Below are 18943 nucleotides of genomic sequence, written 5' to 3'. Positions count from 1 at the left end.
CAACACATCTCCTTCCTTCTTCAACATTTTCACAATAATTACACTTTATTAATAATCGCTTCAATTTTCTTTTTTATCATAATGATTGTAAAAATAAGAAAAAGGAGTGTCAAATATGGTTCAAACGAAACGACGGATGACAGGCGTCATGAACAAGACAACATCAAGTAAAAAGGATTCTTCATCACTCTCATGATGAAGAATCCTTTGTTACTTTTTCTCTTTTCCCACTGCTTTTTTTTATGATTATCGGTTTCTCTTCCAAGCTGGAAAACGGCACTGCCTCCATGTTTCGATAAGTAATATTTTCTGGATCCAACCCATTGCCTAACGAACCGTAAACATGTCCTTGCCGCGGCTCGATCAGCTCGTTTTGCTGATAATATACTCTCGGTGTTTTCCAAAGCGCGGCTAACGCTTTTCCCATTGGCAATTCGTGATACCGATCCGGCCACATTCGTTTAACGTGCTCCTTCACTAACGGGTAATATTTCGAGCTCATCGCTGGAAACAGATGATGTTCGGTATGATACGAGAAGTTAAAGTGAAGCACATCTATCCACTTTGGCACCGTTACGGTAAGGCTGTTTGCCAGCGGATCATTCACCGGCACCAACGGATTTAAATGATGGTTCGTAGAGATATAGCTCATTACAATAAAATTAGCAATCAGCAAAGGCAGCAAAAAGGCAAAAAACCAACGCTCAAATCCAATGAAAAACAACAGCCCAATCCATGTGGACCATGGCAGGAAAAACTGAAGCAGCACCACACTGCGATTTTTCGGCTGAAAATCTTTGAAGAAATAGATTAACATCTTGATGGAATGAAGCGTAAACATAACAGACAATGAACTAAAAGCGAAAAACGCACGAATTGGAAACGGAATTTTGTATACCCAGCGCAATAGACGGCTTTTGGCCAACCTTTCTAAACTAGGCCATGCATCCGGATCCATTTCTTCATCTTGTGTGTGTACATGATGAGTCACATTGTGCCATTTTCGCCACAGCTTCGGACCTGTGCATAGAGGCCAAAATGCAATCGCGCCAAGAATATCACGCAGCCACGGCTTTCGTACTACCGTGCCGTGCAAAATTTCATGTCCTAAAAATCCCAATGCCGCAAAGCTGGAACCTAACACAACAGCTAGGAGGAGATTCCATACAGGATGAAGATGCAAGAGAGAAACAGCGAGGATGCAGCCGATGGTTAACGACAAATAAGCGAAACCTCCAAATAGGCGGGACGGAACAGGTTGAAACGCCTTTTTCGGCAAATGTGGAGAAATCCTGGCGGCATACCAACCGAACGTATGAAACTCTTTCATTGAATAGCTCCTTTCAAACCACCTTCGATTGACAAGCAACCGCTCGTAATCTCACCTTTCGGGTCATCGCATCGATTCAATGCTTAAAATCAATGAAGGGTATTATATTTCATAACCATATACGTGGATATCAAATCAGACAATTACATATCCATCATTCATTATTGGTTATTTAAAACTCATGCTAACACTTTTTAGCTTGTCCTGTCAATAAATTATTATGTAGTTCTATGACTTAGTATTAAACGATGATGTATAAAATTTTGTGTAAAGCATTTTGCTAGACCAAAAGAAAAAAGGTAGGGTATTCTCTGATTTGGACCACAACACATTCCAGAGAAAGGAGAACCCTACCTATGTCTAAAAGAAGTATACCGAATGTCGACTGGGCAAATCAACTGGAAAGTGTCATTCGTCAGTTTGTAAAGGAAAAATTAGAACTGATCATGCGGGAAGAAATCAAGAATTTCCTCGAAATAGAACAGGCCGGAACATCGAATATGAGAAACGGCTACTATCAACGAAATCTAGATACACAATACGGCCGGATTGAAGGTCTTTTGGTCCCAAGAGACCGAAACGGAGAATTTCAAACCCAATTGTTCGCTCCTTACCAACGCCACACCGGCTGGCTCGAGGAAGCCGTCATCAGAATGTATCAAAGTGGCGTGAGTACGCGTGAAATTGGCAAGTTTATTGAACAAATTTTAGGCAATGCCTATTCTCCTGCAACGATCAGCCGTATTACCGATGTAGTGAAGGAAGACATCGAGAAATGGCACACTCGTCCACTGCACAAGCGTTATTCCGTCTTATATTTGGATGGCTTATACGTAAAACTTCGTCGCGAAACCGTGGAGAAAGAAGTCATTTATGTGGTGTTAGGGGTGAACGAAGAAGGATATCGCGAAATTCTTGATTTCTTTGTGGGAGGACAGGAAAGTGCCTATGTATGGCAGGAGATTCTTCAACAACTATACAACAGGGGCGTCAAGGAAGTGCTTCTGGGCGTATTCGATGGACTACCTGGGTTGGAGGAAGCCTTTAAGGCGGTGTATCCGAAAGCCGATGTACAGCGTTGTGTCGTTCACAAAGTCCGTAACACGCTCAGTCGTGTTCGGAAAAAAGACCAATTCGAAATGGCGGAAGATTTGAAACTCATTTATCGATCTCCGAATAAAACAATGGCACTGGAGATGTTTCAACAGTTTGAATCGAAATGGTCAAGCAAGTATCCGAGAGAAGTCCAATCTTGGGCCAATGAATTGGATGTCCTCCTTACATTTATGGATTATCCAAGCAGTATTCGAAGTGTGATTTACACGACCAATGCCATCGAACGAATGATCAAGGAGATTCGGAAACGTCTCAAGCCCATGAACAGTTTGAGCAGTTTAGAAGCCGCTGAAAAAATCGTGTATTTGACGATTCAAGATTTTAACGAGAAATGGGCAGGAAGAAAGTTACGAGGATTTGCCGAAGCGCATGAAGCTCTTCAACGAATGTTTGAAGAACGTTATTGTTAACCAAATATTGTAAATAAACAAAATAAGGGGATTCTCCCTTTCCACACAAGAGACTGAATATTCAGTCTCCTGTGTGGAGGAAATATCCCCCCCTCTATTCTAAATCCATTTCAGAGATACCCTATCTATCTTACATTACACAAAATTCTTGACGGTACCGAATGAACGATGTTGTTACAAGCGGGGAAAGTAATTTTTACTATCTTTTTTATTTCTATTGTCATTCTTATTCCGCAGCGGCGGAGAGGAATTTACGATATTCCTCCGAAACCGTACGTTCGATGAAAGCATTCATTTGATAGAAACGATTTTGCAAGCGATTCGAAATAGCGCTGTACAAGTAGAATATGAATTAAAAGAAACATCCATTACCTATACTTCTTCCTTCGGTTTGTATTTCTTTCAAACAGGCGGTGCTGTATCAATGGAAAAAGCATACGTTTACGCAGATGAATTGTTGCTCCAATCGAAACAACTCGGGAAAGATAGGGTATCGGCTAGAAGTGAAATATCCATATACAACCATTTCGATAGGAACAATGATGTATCAACGTTGATCCATTGGAAAGAGAAAAATAATAGACCCCCTGCTGCCTTTTTGGCGTGATAAACGGAGTATAGGTGGGAGAGGTTCATATCAGGAGAATACGAAAAAAGCACAAGAGTTATGACTGTTTCACGTGAAACAAACATAATGATTGCTCTTTTTCGTCTACATAGTAGGTCAAGATCATTGTCTTCCCATTAACGTTCTACACGAAAATGGATAACAAAGAAGCAGGATCATATTAAGGGTAAACTTAAAGCCGTGACTTTTTTGATCACGGCTTCTATCTTTATTGACAGTATAAAGGCGTAAGGCGCCTTCCATTATAAAGTAAAGTCCACCCCGAACCATCTCGGGCGGTCTGGATAATCGTATGTTTTCGTATTTTAGCGTGGTGTGTCCATTTATTAATCTTTTCCATATCTTCTGGAGGGGAATTGTAAAATAATTCTATTTGCGACAAGTACCATAATTTGTAAATTACAAACAATTCTTCCCTAAACATATAGTGGTTTATTTTTACTTTAACAATAGGAAGGATATGCATGACTAACTTAAAGGATGGTAATCATAATGTATGCTATTTCACATTTTATAAAGGAACTGGATTACAGACTTGCTATTCAAACAAGAGCTATAATGAAACCACCATTAGGAGGTATGGAAAATGGCACGCGTACAATTAACAGCTTCAGGTGTTGCTGAAGGAACTACATCCGAAATTAAAACGGGCAACCATACTTTTTATATTGACGAACCGGAAAGACTAGGCGGCAACGACAAGGGGCCGAATCCACTTCAAACTTTGCTGGGCGCGCTTATCGGCTGCGAAAGCATTATGGCAAACATGGTGGCAAAAGAGATCAACTTTGATCTTCAAAGAATATCTTTTTCTGTAAAAGGAGAACTCGACCCGCGCGGCTATATGGGCGATCCAAACGTTCGTACTTACTTCGAAAAAGTGGAAATTTCCGCAGAAGTAAAGACGAGTGAACCAGAAGAACGCATCCAGAAGCTTCAAGAGTTGACCGATAGCCGCTGCCCAGTATTTAATACATTGAAAGCAGCTGGTGTGGAAATCGTAACGAACTGGAAAAAAGCATAAATAAAAAGACAAAAGGAGTGGCGTCTTAGGTGCCGCTCCTTTTCTTGATTTTGATTACGATCCAACCAGAAACGGGGTTTCGTTCATAAAATTACTTATGATACGGCTCCCCCCGATTAATCCGAAACGCACGGTAAATTTGTTCAAGGAGAATGAGACGCATCAGCTGGTGCGGGAACGTCATTTTGGAAAACGATAACGCTTCATCGGCGCGCTGCATCACTTGTTTGCTTAAGCCGAGCGAACCGCCGATGATAAAGGCGATTTTGCTTTTTCCGTAAGTGGCAAGTTTGTCTATGCTGGCGGCAAATTGCTCAGACGATTTCATCTTTCCCTCGATCGCTAAGGCAATCACATACGCATCATTGGGAATTTTCGCTAAAATGCGTTCCCCTTCCCGCTGTTTAATTTGCTCCATTTCTTGTTCACTTAAATGTTCCGGCGCTTTTTCATCAGGAACTTCAATGATGTCAACTTTCGCATAACTGGATAATCGTTTTTTATATTCGTCAATTCCTTGCATCAAATACTTTTCTTTTAACTTACCAACAGAAATAATGTGAATATGCACAACTCATCCCCACTTTACAAACAAAATATCCACAGTATTTATCCACATATACACAGTATATATCCACATATTGTGTAAAAAACATTAGTTCCCCACTATATATGCGGCTTTATTCGTACAAAAATCGCATGATTTCTCCGACTTATCCACAGAAATAAACGAAATATTAGGCGCTTGTTCCATTTTATCCACATACATGTCGATGGCTAAATCGATATGTTCTTCACAGCAGAAAAACATGTTCTCATCTCCTTTTATCCACATGTGGAAAAAGAATAAGGAGCGAAGATAGCGCTCCTTGTTTTTTTATTTATGGTTAAAACGATTCTTTCTCTAATTTTATCGTCACTGTATGTTTTTTGCCGTCTCGATAAAATGTTACTTTCATTGTATCGCCAATCGATTTTTTTGTGTACAAATATTTTCTTAAATCTAACACATCACGAATTTTGTGATCATCTAATGCTACGATCACATCAAATTGCTTTAATCCGGCTTGCGCTGCTGGAGACATTGGCACTACTTGAATGACAGCCACACCTTCTGTCACATCTTTTGGCAAGTGCAAGGTTGCTTGCAAATGATAAGAAGAAATATCGCTTAAGGAGCGAAGTTCTACCCCCATATATGGGCGGCGTACTTGTCCGTATTTTTCTAAATCTGAAATTACCGGAATCGCTGTATTGATTGGGATGGCAAATCCAATTCCCTCCACTGCTTCTTGGGCAATTTTCATGGAGTTAATGCCAATAACTTGCCCTTGAATATTGACAAGGGCGCCACCGCTATTGCCCGGGTTAATGGCAGCATCCGTTTGCAATACTTCTGCATTCCAATCCGGAGTACCATCTTGGTCTAAGTCAACTTCTACGGTTCGATTCGTTCCTGATATAATTCCTTGCGTAACAGAACCTGCAAATTGCAACCCAAGCGGATTGCCGATCGCAATGACTGGTTCTCCCGGTTTGACTGTATCTGAATTGCCAAACTCAGCTACTTTTTTGACATGCTTCGCATCAATTTCCAATACTGCTAAGTCCATTAACACATCGCTTCCCAACAGCTTCGCTGGAACTCTTGTTCCATCTTTTAAGCTTACTTCTAATTCACTGGCGTTTTCGACAACATGATGGTTCGTCACAATAAATGCTTTCCCATTTTCTTTTTTATAGATGACGCCTGAACCAGTTCCCGCTTCTCCGCCCTGCGACCAAAAGTTCGCTTCTTGAATGTTTACAATGCCAACAACCGCATCGGATACTTTATCAATCGCTTTTGTTACTTGGCTTGACACGTCGACAGAAACTTGTTGCCGTATAGCAGGTTCTTTTGCTGTTTCTCCATTTTGTACCTGTTCACTCTCTCTCGGTGTAACTTGATAAGGAAGCACATCCCATTTTGAAAGAGCCGGGACAGAAATTACTACTAATAACGCTCCTAAAACAGCTCCAACTAACGCAGAAAAAAACCAGCGGCCACGGTTTCCCTTTTGTTTTTGGTATTCGTAGTGATCATCATAATATCCCATGCGCATCAACCCTTTCAGCAACGATCATTGTTCAAAAAGAAAGCATATCTATTCCCATTATACTCTTTTAAAGAATGGAAAATCCATTTATCAACACATAGACGTGCTGATGAACCAACACTCATGACAAACATATTTACCTATTTTTGACGAAATGGCGATTATACATACACAAGTTTCGTTGCTATTTTCGGGTCGGTATCATATAAATCAAACTGATCTCCGATTGCCAATCCTCTGTTTGCCAACGTTTGCGCTACCGTCATCCGAGCCAATTCCTTTATATTATTATCCTGACTTAGATGCGCTAAATAAATTCGTTTTGTGCGGTCTCCGATCACATCGGCTAACGCTAGCCCCGCCTCTTCATTAGAAACATGACCAACATCGCTTAAAATGCGGCGCTTGACGTTCCACGGATACTTTCCCATTCGCAGCATTTCCACATCATGATTGCTTTCAAAAATAAATACATCGGCATTTTTGATCGTCCCTTTCATTCGATCGCTAACATAGCCTGTATCCGTAATTAACGCAAGTTTCTTTCCTTCATGATAAAATACGTAAAACATCGGCTCTGCCGCATCGTGTGATACACCGAACGACTCTACATCAAGATCGCCAAAAGAACGCACTTTGCCTAATGGAAAAATAAACTTTTGCTCGGTGGGAATATCACCAATTAACCCTTCCATTGCCTTCCATGTTTTTTCATTCGCATAAATAGGCAGTTTATACTTTCGCGCAATGACGCCTAATCCTTTAATATGATCGCTATGCTCATGTGTCACTAAAATCGCCGTTAAGTCACGCAAATCGCGATCAATTTGCTCGAATAATTGTTCTAATTGCTTTCCGCTTAATCCCGCATCGACAAGCAGCCTCTGTTGTCCTGTTTCTATATAAAATGCATTTCCTGTACTGCCGCTTGCTAAAACGCTAAACTGCATCGCCATTTTTCTCACTCCAAAATTTTTCCTTCATCATTAATGATTTGTCCTTCGAATGCATTAATAAAATAGTCTTCTTTTCCATTAATGACGATATGCCACGTCGGCGTTAATACTTGAGAAGTGGTAAACTGAACCAGGCCGTAATATCCTAGTTCAACCGATGTGACGCGGTCCCCGGGTTGTAAATACCCTTTTTTGTATAACGTTTCAATTGCCTTAATAGCTGGGACGATATCTTGTTTTCTCTCATATTTTTGTAAATCATCTAACATCGTTTGTTCATACGATACCGCTTCGCTTTTTTCATTTAAATGTATCAATAGTTTACTGCTTTCATTATTGTAAATTATTTTTCCATTATACGTTTGGTAGCAAACGACGGTATTTGACTTTTCGTCAAATGTCCAAAACGTATACTTTTTTCCATCGATAATATGCCGCTGTAAAAATTCTTTCAATCGATATGGATCTTTGAAATTTAACGATATCGGATGAATAAATGTCCCTTTCAAAGCGGTTCCATCGTTTACCGTCACCTTTTGGCCAGGCAATTTTTTTATTTCTTCATCGGTAAACTTTTTGCTTTTCCCGCTGACATAAGTGGCTTTCGTTATTTCTTTTGGAAGCTCTACATAAGTGATGCCGTTTGCCTCCAATTGTTCTTCAATCGTTGTTTCCAAAATGACATCTAATTGGCTGCTATTTCGCTTTTCCATAAATTGATATCCTAAAAAACAATCGAGGATGAGGAACGTAATAATAAAAATCGTTTTTGTTTTACTCCAATCCACTTACGTTCCCTCCTCTCTTTTTGCTGTCTTGTTCTTTTTCTTGGTCATCTAAAGGTATCTTCTTCCACGTCTGACCGTATAAACAAAACCATGATGGTTCTAAAATAATCACTTTTTCTCGTTCCGGATCTTTTATCAGCTCATATCCTACCGCAATATCTTTTACTAATTCTTTTTTAAATCCCTTCATCATTTCTATTTTTTTAATCACTTCATGACCAGATAATAACGTCCTTGGCACATTCACACGGTCGGCAACTTCTAAACGAAATAGAGGACGCTGATATTTTACAAGATCGCTGCTTCCCCATATTTGTACTATTTCAGACATGCCATATTCGTTAAATACAGGGTGGTTGTTGACCATTAGGCGAAATACGACGGTCCGTTCGTCCTCATTCCATCTAGCAAAGCGATACATATCGGTCCAGCCGCCATGTTCATTGACAAAGTCAATGCTCTTTTGAATTAAATTATCGCTTTTTTGATTCTCGCTACCGTTCAATGTCCGCGCCGCTGGGTTTACATATAACAACATTCGCTGTAAAAAATCTACATCCATTAATCGCGATCCATCTGTATATTCCTCGCCAAATGTAATTAAATCTTTTTTCACAAAACTAGGATCGCTAAACAGCGCCTCTTTAAATTTATCAGAGTCAAGCTCGTCCGTATAATATTGAAGACGATTCATTGTGACCTCTTTTTCAGGCAAAAAAATTTGCTTTGTTTCATTAATCACATAAGGGAAATAGCGCGGGTATTTATCTAGCTCCATTACGAGTTTGTTAATTTCAGAAAGTGATACATCCGTTGCAATTGCTTTATATACCTTGCGTTTTTCCGTAGAAATAAAATAAATAGAAAGCTCGTCCTTGTTCACTAATGGAATGATTATACGGTCAAAACTAATATGTTTTATTCCTTTGTCTTCAATTTGAAAAATAGAACGATAAACATCAATAGGGATGCTATCGGGATAAACGAGTTCTAGTCTCTCTTTTTCGTGTAAAAACGATAAAAATTTTCCTTTTGGAATCGTATCGGAAATATTTTCAAAATCATCAATGGACCATTTTTTGATTTCTTTTAAAATCTGATTTGCTTCTTCTTCTTGTACAATTCCATAATGAGCATTATTTTTATGAAACAACAGCTGTGAAGGTTGAACAATCATCGCTGGATCTACTTGGGTGTTGCTGACGGAAACGTTCTGAACGTACTCATCATTTTGCAAAACATCGTATTTTGGGTGGTATGTCCATAATACAAACGTCAGCACAATACTCACTAATACTAAAAACGTCAACACGACTGTTTTTGCTGCTTCATACATCGTCCCAGTCATCCTTTTGATCTCTTTCCAACGGTAAAGTAAAGAAAATCGTTGTTCCTTTATGCTCCTTACTTTCCGCCCAAATGGTTCCTCCATGAGCGATCACCACTTCTTTCGCAATTGCTAATCCTAACCCTGTACCGCCGAGTTTGCGTGATCTTGCCTTATCGACACGATAAAACCGTTCGAACACTTTCGCGAGATCCGCCTTAGGAATACCGACTCCTTCATCGCTGACACTCACAATAATTTCATCGGCAAGCTCTCTAACGCGAAACGTAATTTTTCCGCCTTGTGGAGAATATTTGATGGCGTTGGAAATAATATTATCTAATACTTGCGTAATTTTATCTTTATCGATTTCAATAAAAATCGCTTCTTTTGGGATTTTTCGCACAAACGTAATGTTTTCGCTTTTTGTCAATTCAAAACGGTCAATCACTTTATGAAAGTACTCCGAAAAATTTACCCATGATTTATTTAGCTTATAATCTTTACTGTCCAGTTTAGAAAGCTGTAATAAGTCATTGACTAAGCGAATCATTCTTTCTGTTTCTGTTTGCACTACTTCGATAAACCGAGGAGCGATTGCTTTATCTTGCCAAGCTCCTTCCGCTAATGCTTCCAAATAACTTTTCATCGTCGTTAACGGAGTGCGAAGCTCATGTGAAACATTGGCAACAAATTCTCTACGTTCGCGGTCAATTTTTTCTTGTTCCGTAATATCATGCAATACGACAATTAATCCGTTAATAAATCCTGATTCTTTTTGAATCACAGAAAGCGATGCACGCAAAATATATAGCTCTTCATCCGTACTAAAATCTAAAATGAGCGAATCCCGCTCCTCCAACAGTGTTTCAAACGTATATTGGTCGCCAATTCCAAGTACATCGATAATGGAACTCGACAGTACTGTTTCACGTGAAACATTCAAAATGTTTAAGGCGGCATCATTAATGAGTATAATTCTGCCGCGGCGGTCTGTGGCAATCACTCCATCTGTCATATGTGTTAATACGGATTCAAGCTTGCGCCGTTCCCCTTCTGTTGTCGCTTGTGCTTCTTGCAGCTTTTTCGTTAAATTGTTAAACGTCATTGCTAATTGTCCGATTTCATCATAACCGTAAATTTTTACTTTGCGGGAGAAATCTCCCTTTGTCATCGCTAACGCTTGTTTTCGCATATCTGAAATCGGACGAGTAATCGTGCGTGACAAAAGAACCCCGAGTACCGCAGTAATAAAGAGAGCTATTCCGGTTCCCGTTGCTAAAATTGTATTAATTTGTTTCATTTGCGAGAATACGTTTTCCATCGAAGCAATGATGTAAATAACTCCCTTTATTTCTCCACTCGATTTAATTGGAGTAGAAGAAATATACATACGGTGTCCTTTCCGATCTATGAACATTTGATCGACGATTTCCCCAGTCACAAGCGATCGCTTCACATAAATTTCCGTTGTCCGCTTTCCAACGATATTTTGCATATATGGATTCGATGTAGCTAACACTTTGCCTTTATGATCGATGACACGGACTTCAGAAATGTCATCGGAAACAAAATCATTGAGAAGGGAGCGGATATCTTCTTCTAACATCGGACTTTTCGAATCTCTTTCTTTATTCATCGCTTGTTCCACGTTATACGCTAATAGCGTCACCCGTTCATTCAGGGAATTTTTAAAACTTTGCACTAACTCCGTTTCCAGCTTTCTAACAAAATAAACACCGATAATTTGCATCGCTATGAGAATAAGCAAAACGTATATAACGGCAAACTTGAAATGAATCGAACGAAATGGGCCTACTTTTTTCATTTGCTTTCGTTACTCCTGTTCTGGGTTGCGCAAATAATATCCGACTCCCCGTCGTGTGACAATCCATGAAGGGTGTGATGGATTATCTTCAATTTTTTCGCGGAGACGGCGCACCGTGACATCAACAGTACGAACATCACCGTAATAATCGTATCCCCATACGGTTTGCAACAGGTGCTCCCTTGTCATGACTTGTCCAATATGTTTTGCCAAATAATGCAGCAATTCAAACTCGCGATGCGTTAATTCAATCGTTTCTCCCCGTTTCGAAACGATGTATGCATCAGGACGAATAACAAGAGAACCGATAATAATCTCATTCGTATCGTTCGTTTCTTCCTGCGCGGCAATTTGTGAATGACGGCGTAAATTCGCTCTTACCCGCGCTAACAGCTCTCTCGTACTGAACGGCTTTGTTACATAGTCGTCCGCCCCTAATTCTAAACCAAGTACTTTATCAATCTCTGAATCTTTTGCAGTTAACATAATAATTGGCATATCGTATTTTTTCCGTACTTCCCGGCAAACTTCCATACCGTCTTTTTGTGGAAGCATAATATCAAGCAAAATAAGATCCGGCATTATTTCCTCGACTTTTTGCAACGCTTCTTCTCCATCGTAGGCACAAATTACCTCATATCCTTCTTTTTGCAAATTAAATTGCAAAATATCCGCAATCGGCTTCTCATCATCAACAACGAGAATTCGTTTTTCCATCATTCTCTTCACATCCTTCCTTTTACGATGGAATCAGAAATAGATTTACCATTATTAATTTATCATGTTATCAAAATGAAATCACTCATAACCATTTGCCATTTAAAGGAGAAACAAAAAGAAAAGCATAGATACATTGCTGCATCTACGCTTTTATTATACATATTATAAATATTTCACGCATATACGCTGCGAACAACATTTGTTTGCGAACGATCTGGACCAACAGAGAAAATCGATAACGGAATACCCGTTAATTGAGAAATGCGTTCTACATAATGGCGGGCGTTGACTGGCAGTTCGTCCAGACTTTTTACACCGGTAATATCTTCTGACCATCCTGGAAGTTCCTCATAAATTGGCTCACATTCCGCTAGCACTTTTAAGCTTGCCGGAAATTCTTCGATCACTTTTCCTTTATAGCGATAAGCAACACATATTTTTAACGTTTCAATACCAGTAAGAACATCAATCGAGTTTAACGATAAATCTGTAATACCGCTAACCCGACGAGCATGGCGGACAACAACGCTATCAAACCAACCGACACGGCGTGGACGGCCTGTCGTTGTTCCATATTCACGGCCGACTTCGCGGATGCGGTCGCCAATTTCATCATGTAATTCTGTCGGGAATGGACCGTCGCCGACACGAGTCGTATACGCTTTTGCAACCCCGACGACATGTTTAATTTTCGTTGGTCCGACCCCAGCACCGATCGTCACGCCACCAGCGACTGGATTTGAGGAAGTAACAAATGGATAGGTTCCTTGGTCAATATCAAGCATGACGCCTTGTGCGCCTTCAAAGAGAACACGGCGCCCTTCATCAAGCGCGTTATTTAACACTACAGACGTATCGCAAACATATTTGGCAATTTGTTGTCCATATTCGTAATATTCATCTAAAATATCTTCTAGTTTAAGTCCTTCGACGCCGTATACTTTTTCAAAAAGGACATTTTTCTCTTGCAAATTACGAGCCAATTTTTCTTCAAATACTTCGCGATCTAACAAATCGACAATGCGGATGCCGACGCGCGCCGCCTTATCCATATACGCAGGTCCGATCCCTTTTTTTGTCGTGCCGATTTTGTTCGCGCCTTTCCGCTCTTCTTCGAGTTCATCCAGTTTTAAATGGTATGGCAAAATAACATGCGCACGATTGCTAATGCGCAAATTATCAGTTGAAATGCCGTGATCGTGCAAATATTTCAACTCCGCCACTAACGCTTTCGGGTCAACTACCATTCCGTTTCCGATAACACAAATTTTATCTTTATAAAAAATTCCGGACGGAATTAAATGCAATTTATATTTCTCTCCGTTAAAAACAATCGTATGCCCAGCATTGTTTCCGCCTTGGTATCTTGCAATGACTTCTGCATTTTCTGATAAAAAGTCAGTAATTTTTCCTTTTCCTTCATCGCCCCATTGCGTCCCGACAACGACGACTGACGACATGGCGAGCACCTCCACCTTTAACTCGATATAAACATTGTAAGTGTAGCAGTTTTTCAAGGGAAAGTCAATAAAACACGAACATTTATATATATTAATCATTTATTATTCGTGTATAAATCCCTCGCATCTTCATTCCATAAAGAGGTGGGAGTTTGTTACTACCTCCATCGAAAAAGCTTCCGCGTAGGAGAAGGTGGTCTCCTTCTACTCGAGCCTGCATCGGGAGGCTTCTCGTGAAAATGAAAAAAATATAAGGTGCCTATGAAAAAAGCGGCACCTGTTCTTCATTATGCTCCTGGCGGAATTTGCGCATCATCAAAACGGCGTTCCAAATTAACGAACTTGTTGTATTCTTTAATAAATGCAAGCTGTACGGTCCCGACTGGGCCGTTCCGCTGTTTGGCAATAATGATCTCAATAATATTTTTATTCTCCGAATCTTTATTGTAATAATCGTCGCGGTATAAAAAGGCGACAATATCCGCATCTTGCTCGATGCTTCCGGATTCACGGATATCGGACATCATCGGCCGCTTATCTTGGCGCTGCTCGACGCTTCGAGAAAGCTGGGATAAAGCGATCACCGGCACTTCTAATTCACGAGCCAACGCTTTTAAAGAACGGGAGATTTCCGAAACTTCTTGTTGGCGGTTTTCTCTATTTCTGCCGCTTCCTTGAATGAGCTGCAAGTAGTCGATGACAACCATGCCAAGACCGCTTTCTTGCTTTAAGCGGCGGCATTTGGCGCGAATATCGCTGACACGGATGCTAGGCGTATCATCGATATAAATGCCGGCGTTCGACAAGCTTCCCATCGCCATCGTTAGCTTGCCCCAGTCTTCCGGCGTTAACCTCCCTGTCCGTAAATTTTGCGCGTTAATATTTCCTTCCGCGCACAACATCCGCATCACTAGTTGCTGGGCGCTCATTTCCAAACTAAAAATCGCGACGTTTTCATTCGTCTTTGTCGCTACGTTTTGCGCAATATTTAAAGCAAATGCCGTTTTCCCTACAGAAGGACGGGCCGCAACAATAATAAAATCGCTGCGCTGAAATCCCGATGTCATGCGGTCAAGCTCGGTAAATCCAGTCGGGATTCCCGTCACCTCGCCTTTTCGATTATGGAGCATTTCAATATTATCGTACGTCTGCACAAGGACATCTTTAATATTTTTAAATGCGCCTGAATGTTTGCGCTGTGAAATCTCCATGATTTTCTGTTCTGCTTCGTCAAGCAAAACATCTACTTCATCTTCTCTTGTGTAACCGTCTTGCGCAATCGACGTGGCGGTGCGAATCAAGCGGCGCAACACCGATTTTTCTTCCACGATGCGCGCGTAATATTCAACGTTTGCCGCCGTTGGTACAGCATCGGCCAGTTCGCTTAAATATGACACTCCGCCGACTTCTTCCAATTGCTGCGTATCGGCAAGCTCCGCCGTCACTGTGACTAAATCGACAGGCTCTCCTTTATCCGCAACGCGAAGCATCGCATGGAAAATTTTTTGATGGGAAGCACGATAAAAATCTTCCGGAATTAAAATTTCCGAAGCTAATGTCAAGGCGGAAGGATCAAGAAATATAGCGCCTAACACAGCCTGTTCCGCCTCGATGCTTTGCGGAGGAATTCGTTCTGAAAATAGATCGTTCATGTGATTTCACCACCTTTTTCCCCCGTTTTTCCTGCCATAAGAAAAATGTGATTATATGAGGAAAACATCCTCATAAAATCACATTTTATTCTCATGTTACCGATATACCTGATGGGGAAACGAATTTACTTTTGTTCGGTCACATGTACTTTTAATGTTGCTGTGACTTCCGGATGAAGTTTTACAGGTACATTCGTATATCCTAATGAACGAATGGCATCGTCCAGTTCGATTTTACGCTTATCAATTTTAATTTGGTGCTGGGATTGAAGAGCTTCAGCAATTTGTTTGCTTGTAATCGATCCGAATAAACGACCGCCTTCCCCAGCTTTCGCGGACAATTCCACCGTTATTTGTTCTAGCTTTTCTTTTAATTGTTTTGCTTTTGCAAGCTCCTCTTCCGCTTGCCGTTGTTCTTTTCGTTTTTGCGCCTCTAGCGCTTTTATGTTTGCTGGTGTTGCTTCAATGGCAAGCCCTTGTTTAAAAAGGAAATTGTTTGCGTATCCGTCAGCGACGTTTTTAATTTCCCCTTTTTTTCCTTTTCCTTTTACATCTTTAAGAAAGATGACTTTCATGATTCCTTACCTCCTTCTAGATAATCATTAATTGCTGCTCGCAGGCGCTGTTCTGCTTCTTCTATCGTTATATCGGAAAGCTGTGTAGCAGCATTGGTTAAATGGCCGCCTCCTCCTAAGCTTTCCATAATGATTTGAACATTGATATCTCCTAAGGAGCGAGCACTAATGCCAATCGTTTGGTCCGTTCGCTTTGAGATAACAAACGAAGCAACGACTCCGCTTAATGTTAATAGCGTATCAGCCGCTTGGGCAATTAACACTTGATCATATGTTTCTGTTGGATCCCCTTTTGCAATGGCGATTCCTCTCGAATCGATAGACGCATTTTCAATAATTTTTGCCCGCTTTACATAATTTGTGATACTTTCTTTTAGCAATTTTTGCACTAAAACAGTGTCAGCGCCTTGAGCACGTAAATAAGAAGCAGCATCAAACGTCCGTGAACCTGTGCGAAGCGTAAAACTTTTCGTATCAACCACAATTCCTGCAAGAAGCGCCGTCGCCTCCAGCATCGACAGCTTCATCCGTTTTGGCTGATATTCTAACAGTTCAGTCACCAGTTCAGAAGTGGAAGACGCATATGGTTCCATATAAACAAGAATCGGATCATTAATAAATTCTTCACCGCGACGATGATGGTCAATAACAACAATATGATCTGTACGGTATAATAATCTTTCTTCTACGACTAATGAAGGACGGTGCGTATCAACAACAATAACCAACGTATCCTCCGTAACCAACTCAAGCCCTTGTTCTGGCTTAATAAATCTTGACCATAGCTCCGAATGCTTTTTCAATTCCTCAATTAAACGTTGTGCCCCAGAATTCGTTCGTGCCGTATCAATGACGATAAATCCCTCTTTTTGATTGGATTGTACTAACTTTAAAATTCCGATAGCAGCTCCAAGTGCGTCCATATCTGGGTATTTATGCCCCATAATCAGCACTTTGTCGCTTTCTGTAATCAATTCCCTAAGCGCATGAGAAATGACACGGGCACGAACCCTTGTACGTTTCTCCATTGGATTGGTCTTTCCACCATAAAACTTCACTTTCCCGTTGCCTTGTTTAATGGCAACCTGGTCGCCGCCGCGGCCTAGCGCTAAATCTAAACCGGATTGTGCCAACGCTCCCAATTCCGGAAGCGATGATACACCAGTGCCAATCCCAATACTTAACGTTAACTGGACATTATATTTCATCGTCTGTTCACGGACTTCGTCTAAAATGGAAAACTTGCTTTTTTCCAATTGCTTGAGAATATGCTCATTCAAGACAGCGATAAACCGCTCGGACGACGTCCGTTTTAAAAATAGCCCATAATCATTCGCCCATTTGTTCAAAATGGACGTCACATGGCTATTCATCTGGCTTTTCGCCTGGTCATCCATTCCTTGTGTAATTTCATCATAATTATCAAGGAAAATAATGGCTAATACTAATCGTTCTGCCTCATATTGTTTTTGTAATTCTACCTGCTCCGTCACATCGAAAAAGTAAAGAAGCCTTTCCTCGCGTCTTATAATGACTTTAAATTGCCTTCCATGAATGTTAATGATTTCTTCATTTATTTGCTCCTGCTTCAATAAAGCGACTAATGGATCAGAAAGATCATATAACGAACGGCCTATTAACGTCTGCTCTTTAAAGCAAGAAGCTAAAAATTGATTCGCCCATTCTACCTCATAGTCATCATTAATCAACATGATTCCAATGGGCATTTCCATTAATGCTTCTTCGCCAACTTTTTTAATTCGATACGACAAGTTGGAAATATATTGCTCAAGCTCTGCATATAATGACCGTTGTGAATGGATCACGTAATAAAGTACAAAACCAAGGAGCAAAAAGCTAACTATCCCTAATATCCATTGAAAATAAAACAAAAACGCTGCAAAAACAACCGATAATGCAATAAAAGCGTATAAGGGATAGCGATACGCTTTCCTTTCATAAAAATGAGACATTCAAAAGTCAGCTCCTACATAGAAAAATAATCTGCCTTATTCAATTATCATATGCGTTTTCGCAAATCAAATCCTAAATCAATTATACCTAATATCGCGATAAGATAAAGTAAAAAAGGCAGGAATAAGCATAGGATCGTTCCACCGATCACGATTCCTTTCGGTACATTCTTTTTATTGGCAGCATAATACAAGAAAGAAAACCCTTGAACAATAAAAAGCAGCTGTAATAAATAATATACGTTTAAAACGGCAAGATAGGCAAATGTTCCTTTTTCTAACGGAATGAATGAAATAACAAGCACGAGCAAATAGCACCATAATAAGCTTTTTGGCAATGTAAAATCACGAAACGGAGGCCACGTGCCGACTGGCAGCTTTAATCGTTTTAAAATTGGGATAGAGACGGCCATTGTTACGTAGGCAAGCAAGAAAGCAGCGATGACAAACAGCGTCGGGGTTACATATTTTATAAGTTCCAATCCTTGTTCAAATTGTTCCTGTAATTGTTTTGTCGGCGTCTGCCCCATTCCTTTCATAATTTGCATCGCGGTCTCAAATGATTGGCGAAATGCTGAGAGCATTTCCTGAATAATATCCATCTGCAAAAATTTTACGGAGATGATATAATCGATGACTATGTTCATAAGAAATATAAGCGCGCCCGTCAGTAAAATCATATAACGGCTTTTATTTTTGGCAAGCATTCCCCCAATCACAATCCCTGCCGTTCCAAACATCAATGCAACCGGCAAAGAAAGCAGTGAACCAATCAGCGTAGAAATAATAAGTGAAGCCACAAGCAAAAGAAGCGCATATGCATAACCGTGCCGCATCGTAAAAATCGTAAACGGCAACGATAAAAATAATGTAGCAACCATCCCTAACAGCGGTACATATAGGGAAACTAAAAATAAAACAGCAAACAGAGCAAGCTGAATCGCCGCCTCCGTAATGATTTGCGTTTTTCGCAATTTTCCATTCTCCCTCCTTACGTCCATCATATCGCAATGACGGAGAAATAAATAGAAAAAGCAGTAAGGATTTCCCCCTTACT

General features: G+C 40.4%; 17 protein-coding genes. 3 read left to right on the top strand and 14 right to left on the bottom strand.

Annotated elements, in window-relative coordinates; translation table 11 throughout:
* Nucleotides 1-190: 190 nt before the first annotated feature.
* The gene (gene desB, locus QSJ37_RS09335) at nucleotides 191-1330 is read right to left on the bottom strand and encodes a Delta(10) desaturase DesB (protein ID WP_285754880.1); all 1140 of its coding nucleotides are present in this window, start codon (nucleotides 1328-1330) and stop codon (nucleotides 191-193) included.
* 356 nt (nucleotides 1331-1686) lie between these two features.
* On the opposite strand from desB, the gene QSJ37_RS09330 reads away from it, so the two are divergent.
* The 3 genes from QSJ37_RS09330 to QSJ37_RS09320 all read left to right on the top strand — a co-directional run bounded on the left by QSJ37_RS09330 (nucleotide 1687) and on the right by QSJ37_RS09320 (nucleotide 4508).
* Nucleotides 1687-2856: an IS256 family transposase gene (locus QSJ37_RS09330; RefSeq protein WP_285754879.1), complete on the top strand. Its 1170-nt coding sequence runs from the start codon at nucleotides 1687-1689 to the stop codon at nucleotides 2854-2856.
* A 217-nt stretch (nucleotides 2857-3073) separates the two neighbouring features.
* The gene (locus tag QSJ37_RS09325; protein ID WP_285754878.1) at nucleotides 3074-3463 is read left to right on the top strand and encodes a diguanylate cyclase domain-containing protein; all 390 of its coding nucleotides are present in this window, start codon (nucleotides 3074-3076) and stop codon (nucleotides 3461-3463) included.
* A 607-nt stretch (nucleotides 3464-4070) separates the two neighbouring features.
* Entirely contained in the window at nucleotides 4071-4508 is a 438-nt protein-coding gene (locus tag QSJ37_RS09320; RefSeq protein ID WP_285754875.1) for an OsmC family protein, read from the top strand.
* A 91-nt stretch (nucleotides 4509-4599) separates the two neighbouring features.
* Here the strand turns inward: QSJ37_RS09320 and rlmH are convergent, their stop codons facing one another.
* From rlmH to QSJ37_RS09255, 13 genes are all read right to left on the bottom strand, one after another.
* Entirely contained in the window at nucleotides 4600-5079 is a 480-nt protein-coding gene (gene rlmH, locus QSJ37_RS09315) for a 23S rRNA (pseudouridine(1915)-N(3))-methyltransferase RlmH (RefSeq protein ID WP_285754874.1), read from the bottom strand.
* 84 nt (nucleotides 5080-5163) lie between these two features.
* Nucleotides 5164-5319: a CxxH/CxxC protein gene (locus tag QSJ37_RS09310; RefSeq protein WP_015865399.1), complete on the bottom strand. Its 156-nt coding sequence runs from the start codon at nucleotides 5317-5319 to the stop codon at nucleotides 5164-5166.
* Between the two features lie 76 nt (nucleotides 5320-5395).
* Complete coding sequence (locus QSJ37_RS09305) at nucleotides 5396-6607, bottom strand: S1C family serine protease (RefSeq protein ID WP_285754872.1); 1212 nt, start codon at nucleotides 6605-6607, stop codon at nucleotides 5396-5398.
* A gap of 161 nt (nucleotides 6608-6768) precedes the next feature.
* Nucleotides 6769-7563, bottom strand: a complete 795-nt coding sequence (locus tag QSJ37_RS09300) for an MBL fold metallo-hydrolase (protein WP_015865401.1) — start codon at nucleotides 7561-7563, stop codon at nucleotides 6769-6771.
* A 5-nt stretch (nucleotides 7564-7568) separates the two neighbouring features.
* Nucleotides 7569-8351: a two-component system regulatory protein YycI gene (locus tag QSJ37_RS09295; RefSeq protein WP_285754870.1), complete on the bottom strand. Its 783-nt coding sequence runs from the start codon at nucleotides 8349-8351 to the stop codon at nucleotides 7569-7571.
* Nucleotides 8338-9687, bottom strand: a complete 1350-nt coding sequence (locus tag QSJ37_RS09290; protein ID WP_285756094.1) for a YycH family regulatory protein — start codon at nucleotides 9685-9687, stop codon at nucleotides 8338-8340. The genes QSJ37_RS09295 and QSJ37_RS09290 overlap by 14 nt, the downstream gene beginning before the upstream one ends.
* Nucleotides 9680-11506, bottom strand: coding sequence for a cell wall metabolism sensor histidine kinase WalK (walK, locus tag QSJ37_RS09285; RefSeq protein ID WP_285754869.1), 1827 nt, complete (start codon nucleotides 11504-11506; stop codon nucleotides 9680-9682). The genes QSJ37_RS09290 and walK overlap by 8 nt, the downstream gene beginning before the upstream one ends.
* Nucleotides 11507-11515: 9 nt before the next feature.
* Nucleotides 11516-12223 carry a response regulator YycF gene (gene yycF, locus QSJ37_RS09280; protein WP_285756093.1) on the bottom strand — a complete coding sequence of 236 codons (708 nt, stop codon included), beginning with the start codon at nucleotides 12221-12223 and terminating at the stop codon, nucleotides 11516-11518.
* 176 nt (nucleotides 12224-12399) lie between these two features.
* Nucleotides 12400-13686, bottom strand: a complete 1287-nt coding sequence (locus QSJ37_RS09275) for an adenylosuccinate synthase (protein WP_285754867.1) — start codon at nucleotides 13684-13686, stop codon at nucleotides 12400-12402.
* Between the two features lie 287 nt (nucleotides 13687-13973).
* On the bottom strand, nucleotides 13974-15338 hold the full coding sequence (dnaB, locus tag QSJ37_RS09270; RefSeq protein ID WP_285754866.1) for a replicative DNA helicase: 1365 nt from the start codon (nucleotides 15336-15338) through the stop codon (nucleotides 13974-13976).
* 125 nt (nucleotides 15339-15463) lie between these two features.
* Nucleotides 15464-15913: a 50S ribosomal protein L9 gene (gene rplI, locus QSJ37_RS09265; RefSeq protein WP_062679393.1), complete on the bottom strand. Its 450-nt coding sequence runs from the start codon at nucleotides 15911-15913 to the stop codon at nucleotides 15464-15466.
* Nucleotides 15910-17886: a DHH family phosphoesterase gene (locus QSJ37_RS09260; RefSeq protein ID WP_285754865.1), complete on the bottom strand. Its 1977-nt coding sequence runs from the start codon at nucleotides 17884-17886 to the stop codon at nucleotides 15910-15912. The genes rplI and QSJ37_RS09260 overlap by 4 nt, the downstream gene beginning before the upstream one ends.
* 47 nt (nucleotides 17887-17933) lie before the next feature.
* Nucleotides 17934-18860 (bottom strand): YybS family protein, encoded by a 927-nt coding sequence (locus tag QSJ37_RS09255; RefSeq protein ID WP_285754864.1) that lies wholly within the window; start codon nucleotides 18858-18860, stop codon nucleotides 17934-17936.
* Between the last annotated feature and the right edge of the window lie 83 nt (nucleotides 18861-18943).

Origin of the sequence: Parageobacillus sp. G301 (assembly GCF_030268025.1) — a bacterium.
Taxonomy (GTDB): Bacteria; Bacillota; Bacilli; order Bacillales; family Anoxybacillaceae; genus Parageobacillus_B; species Parageobacillus_B toebii.
Note: the sequence above shows the minus strand (reverse complement) of the source record. Positions and strands in the feature narration are given on the sequence as shown.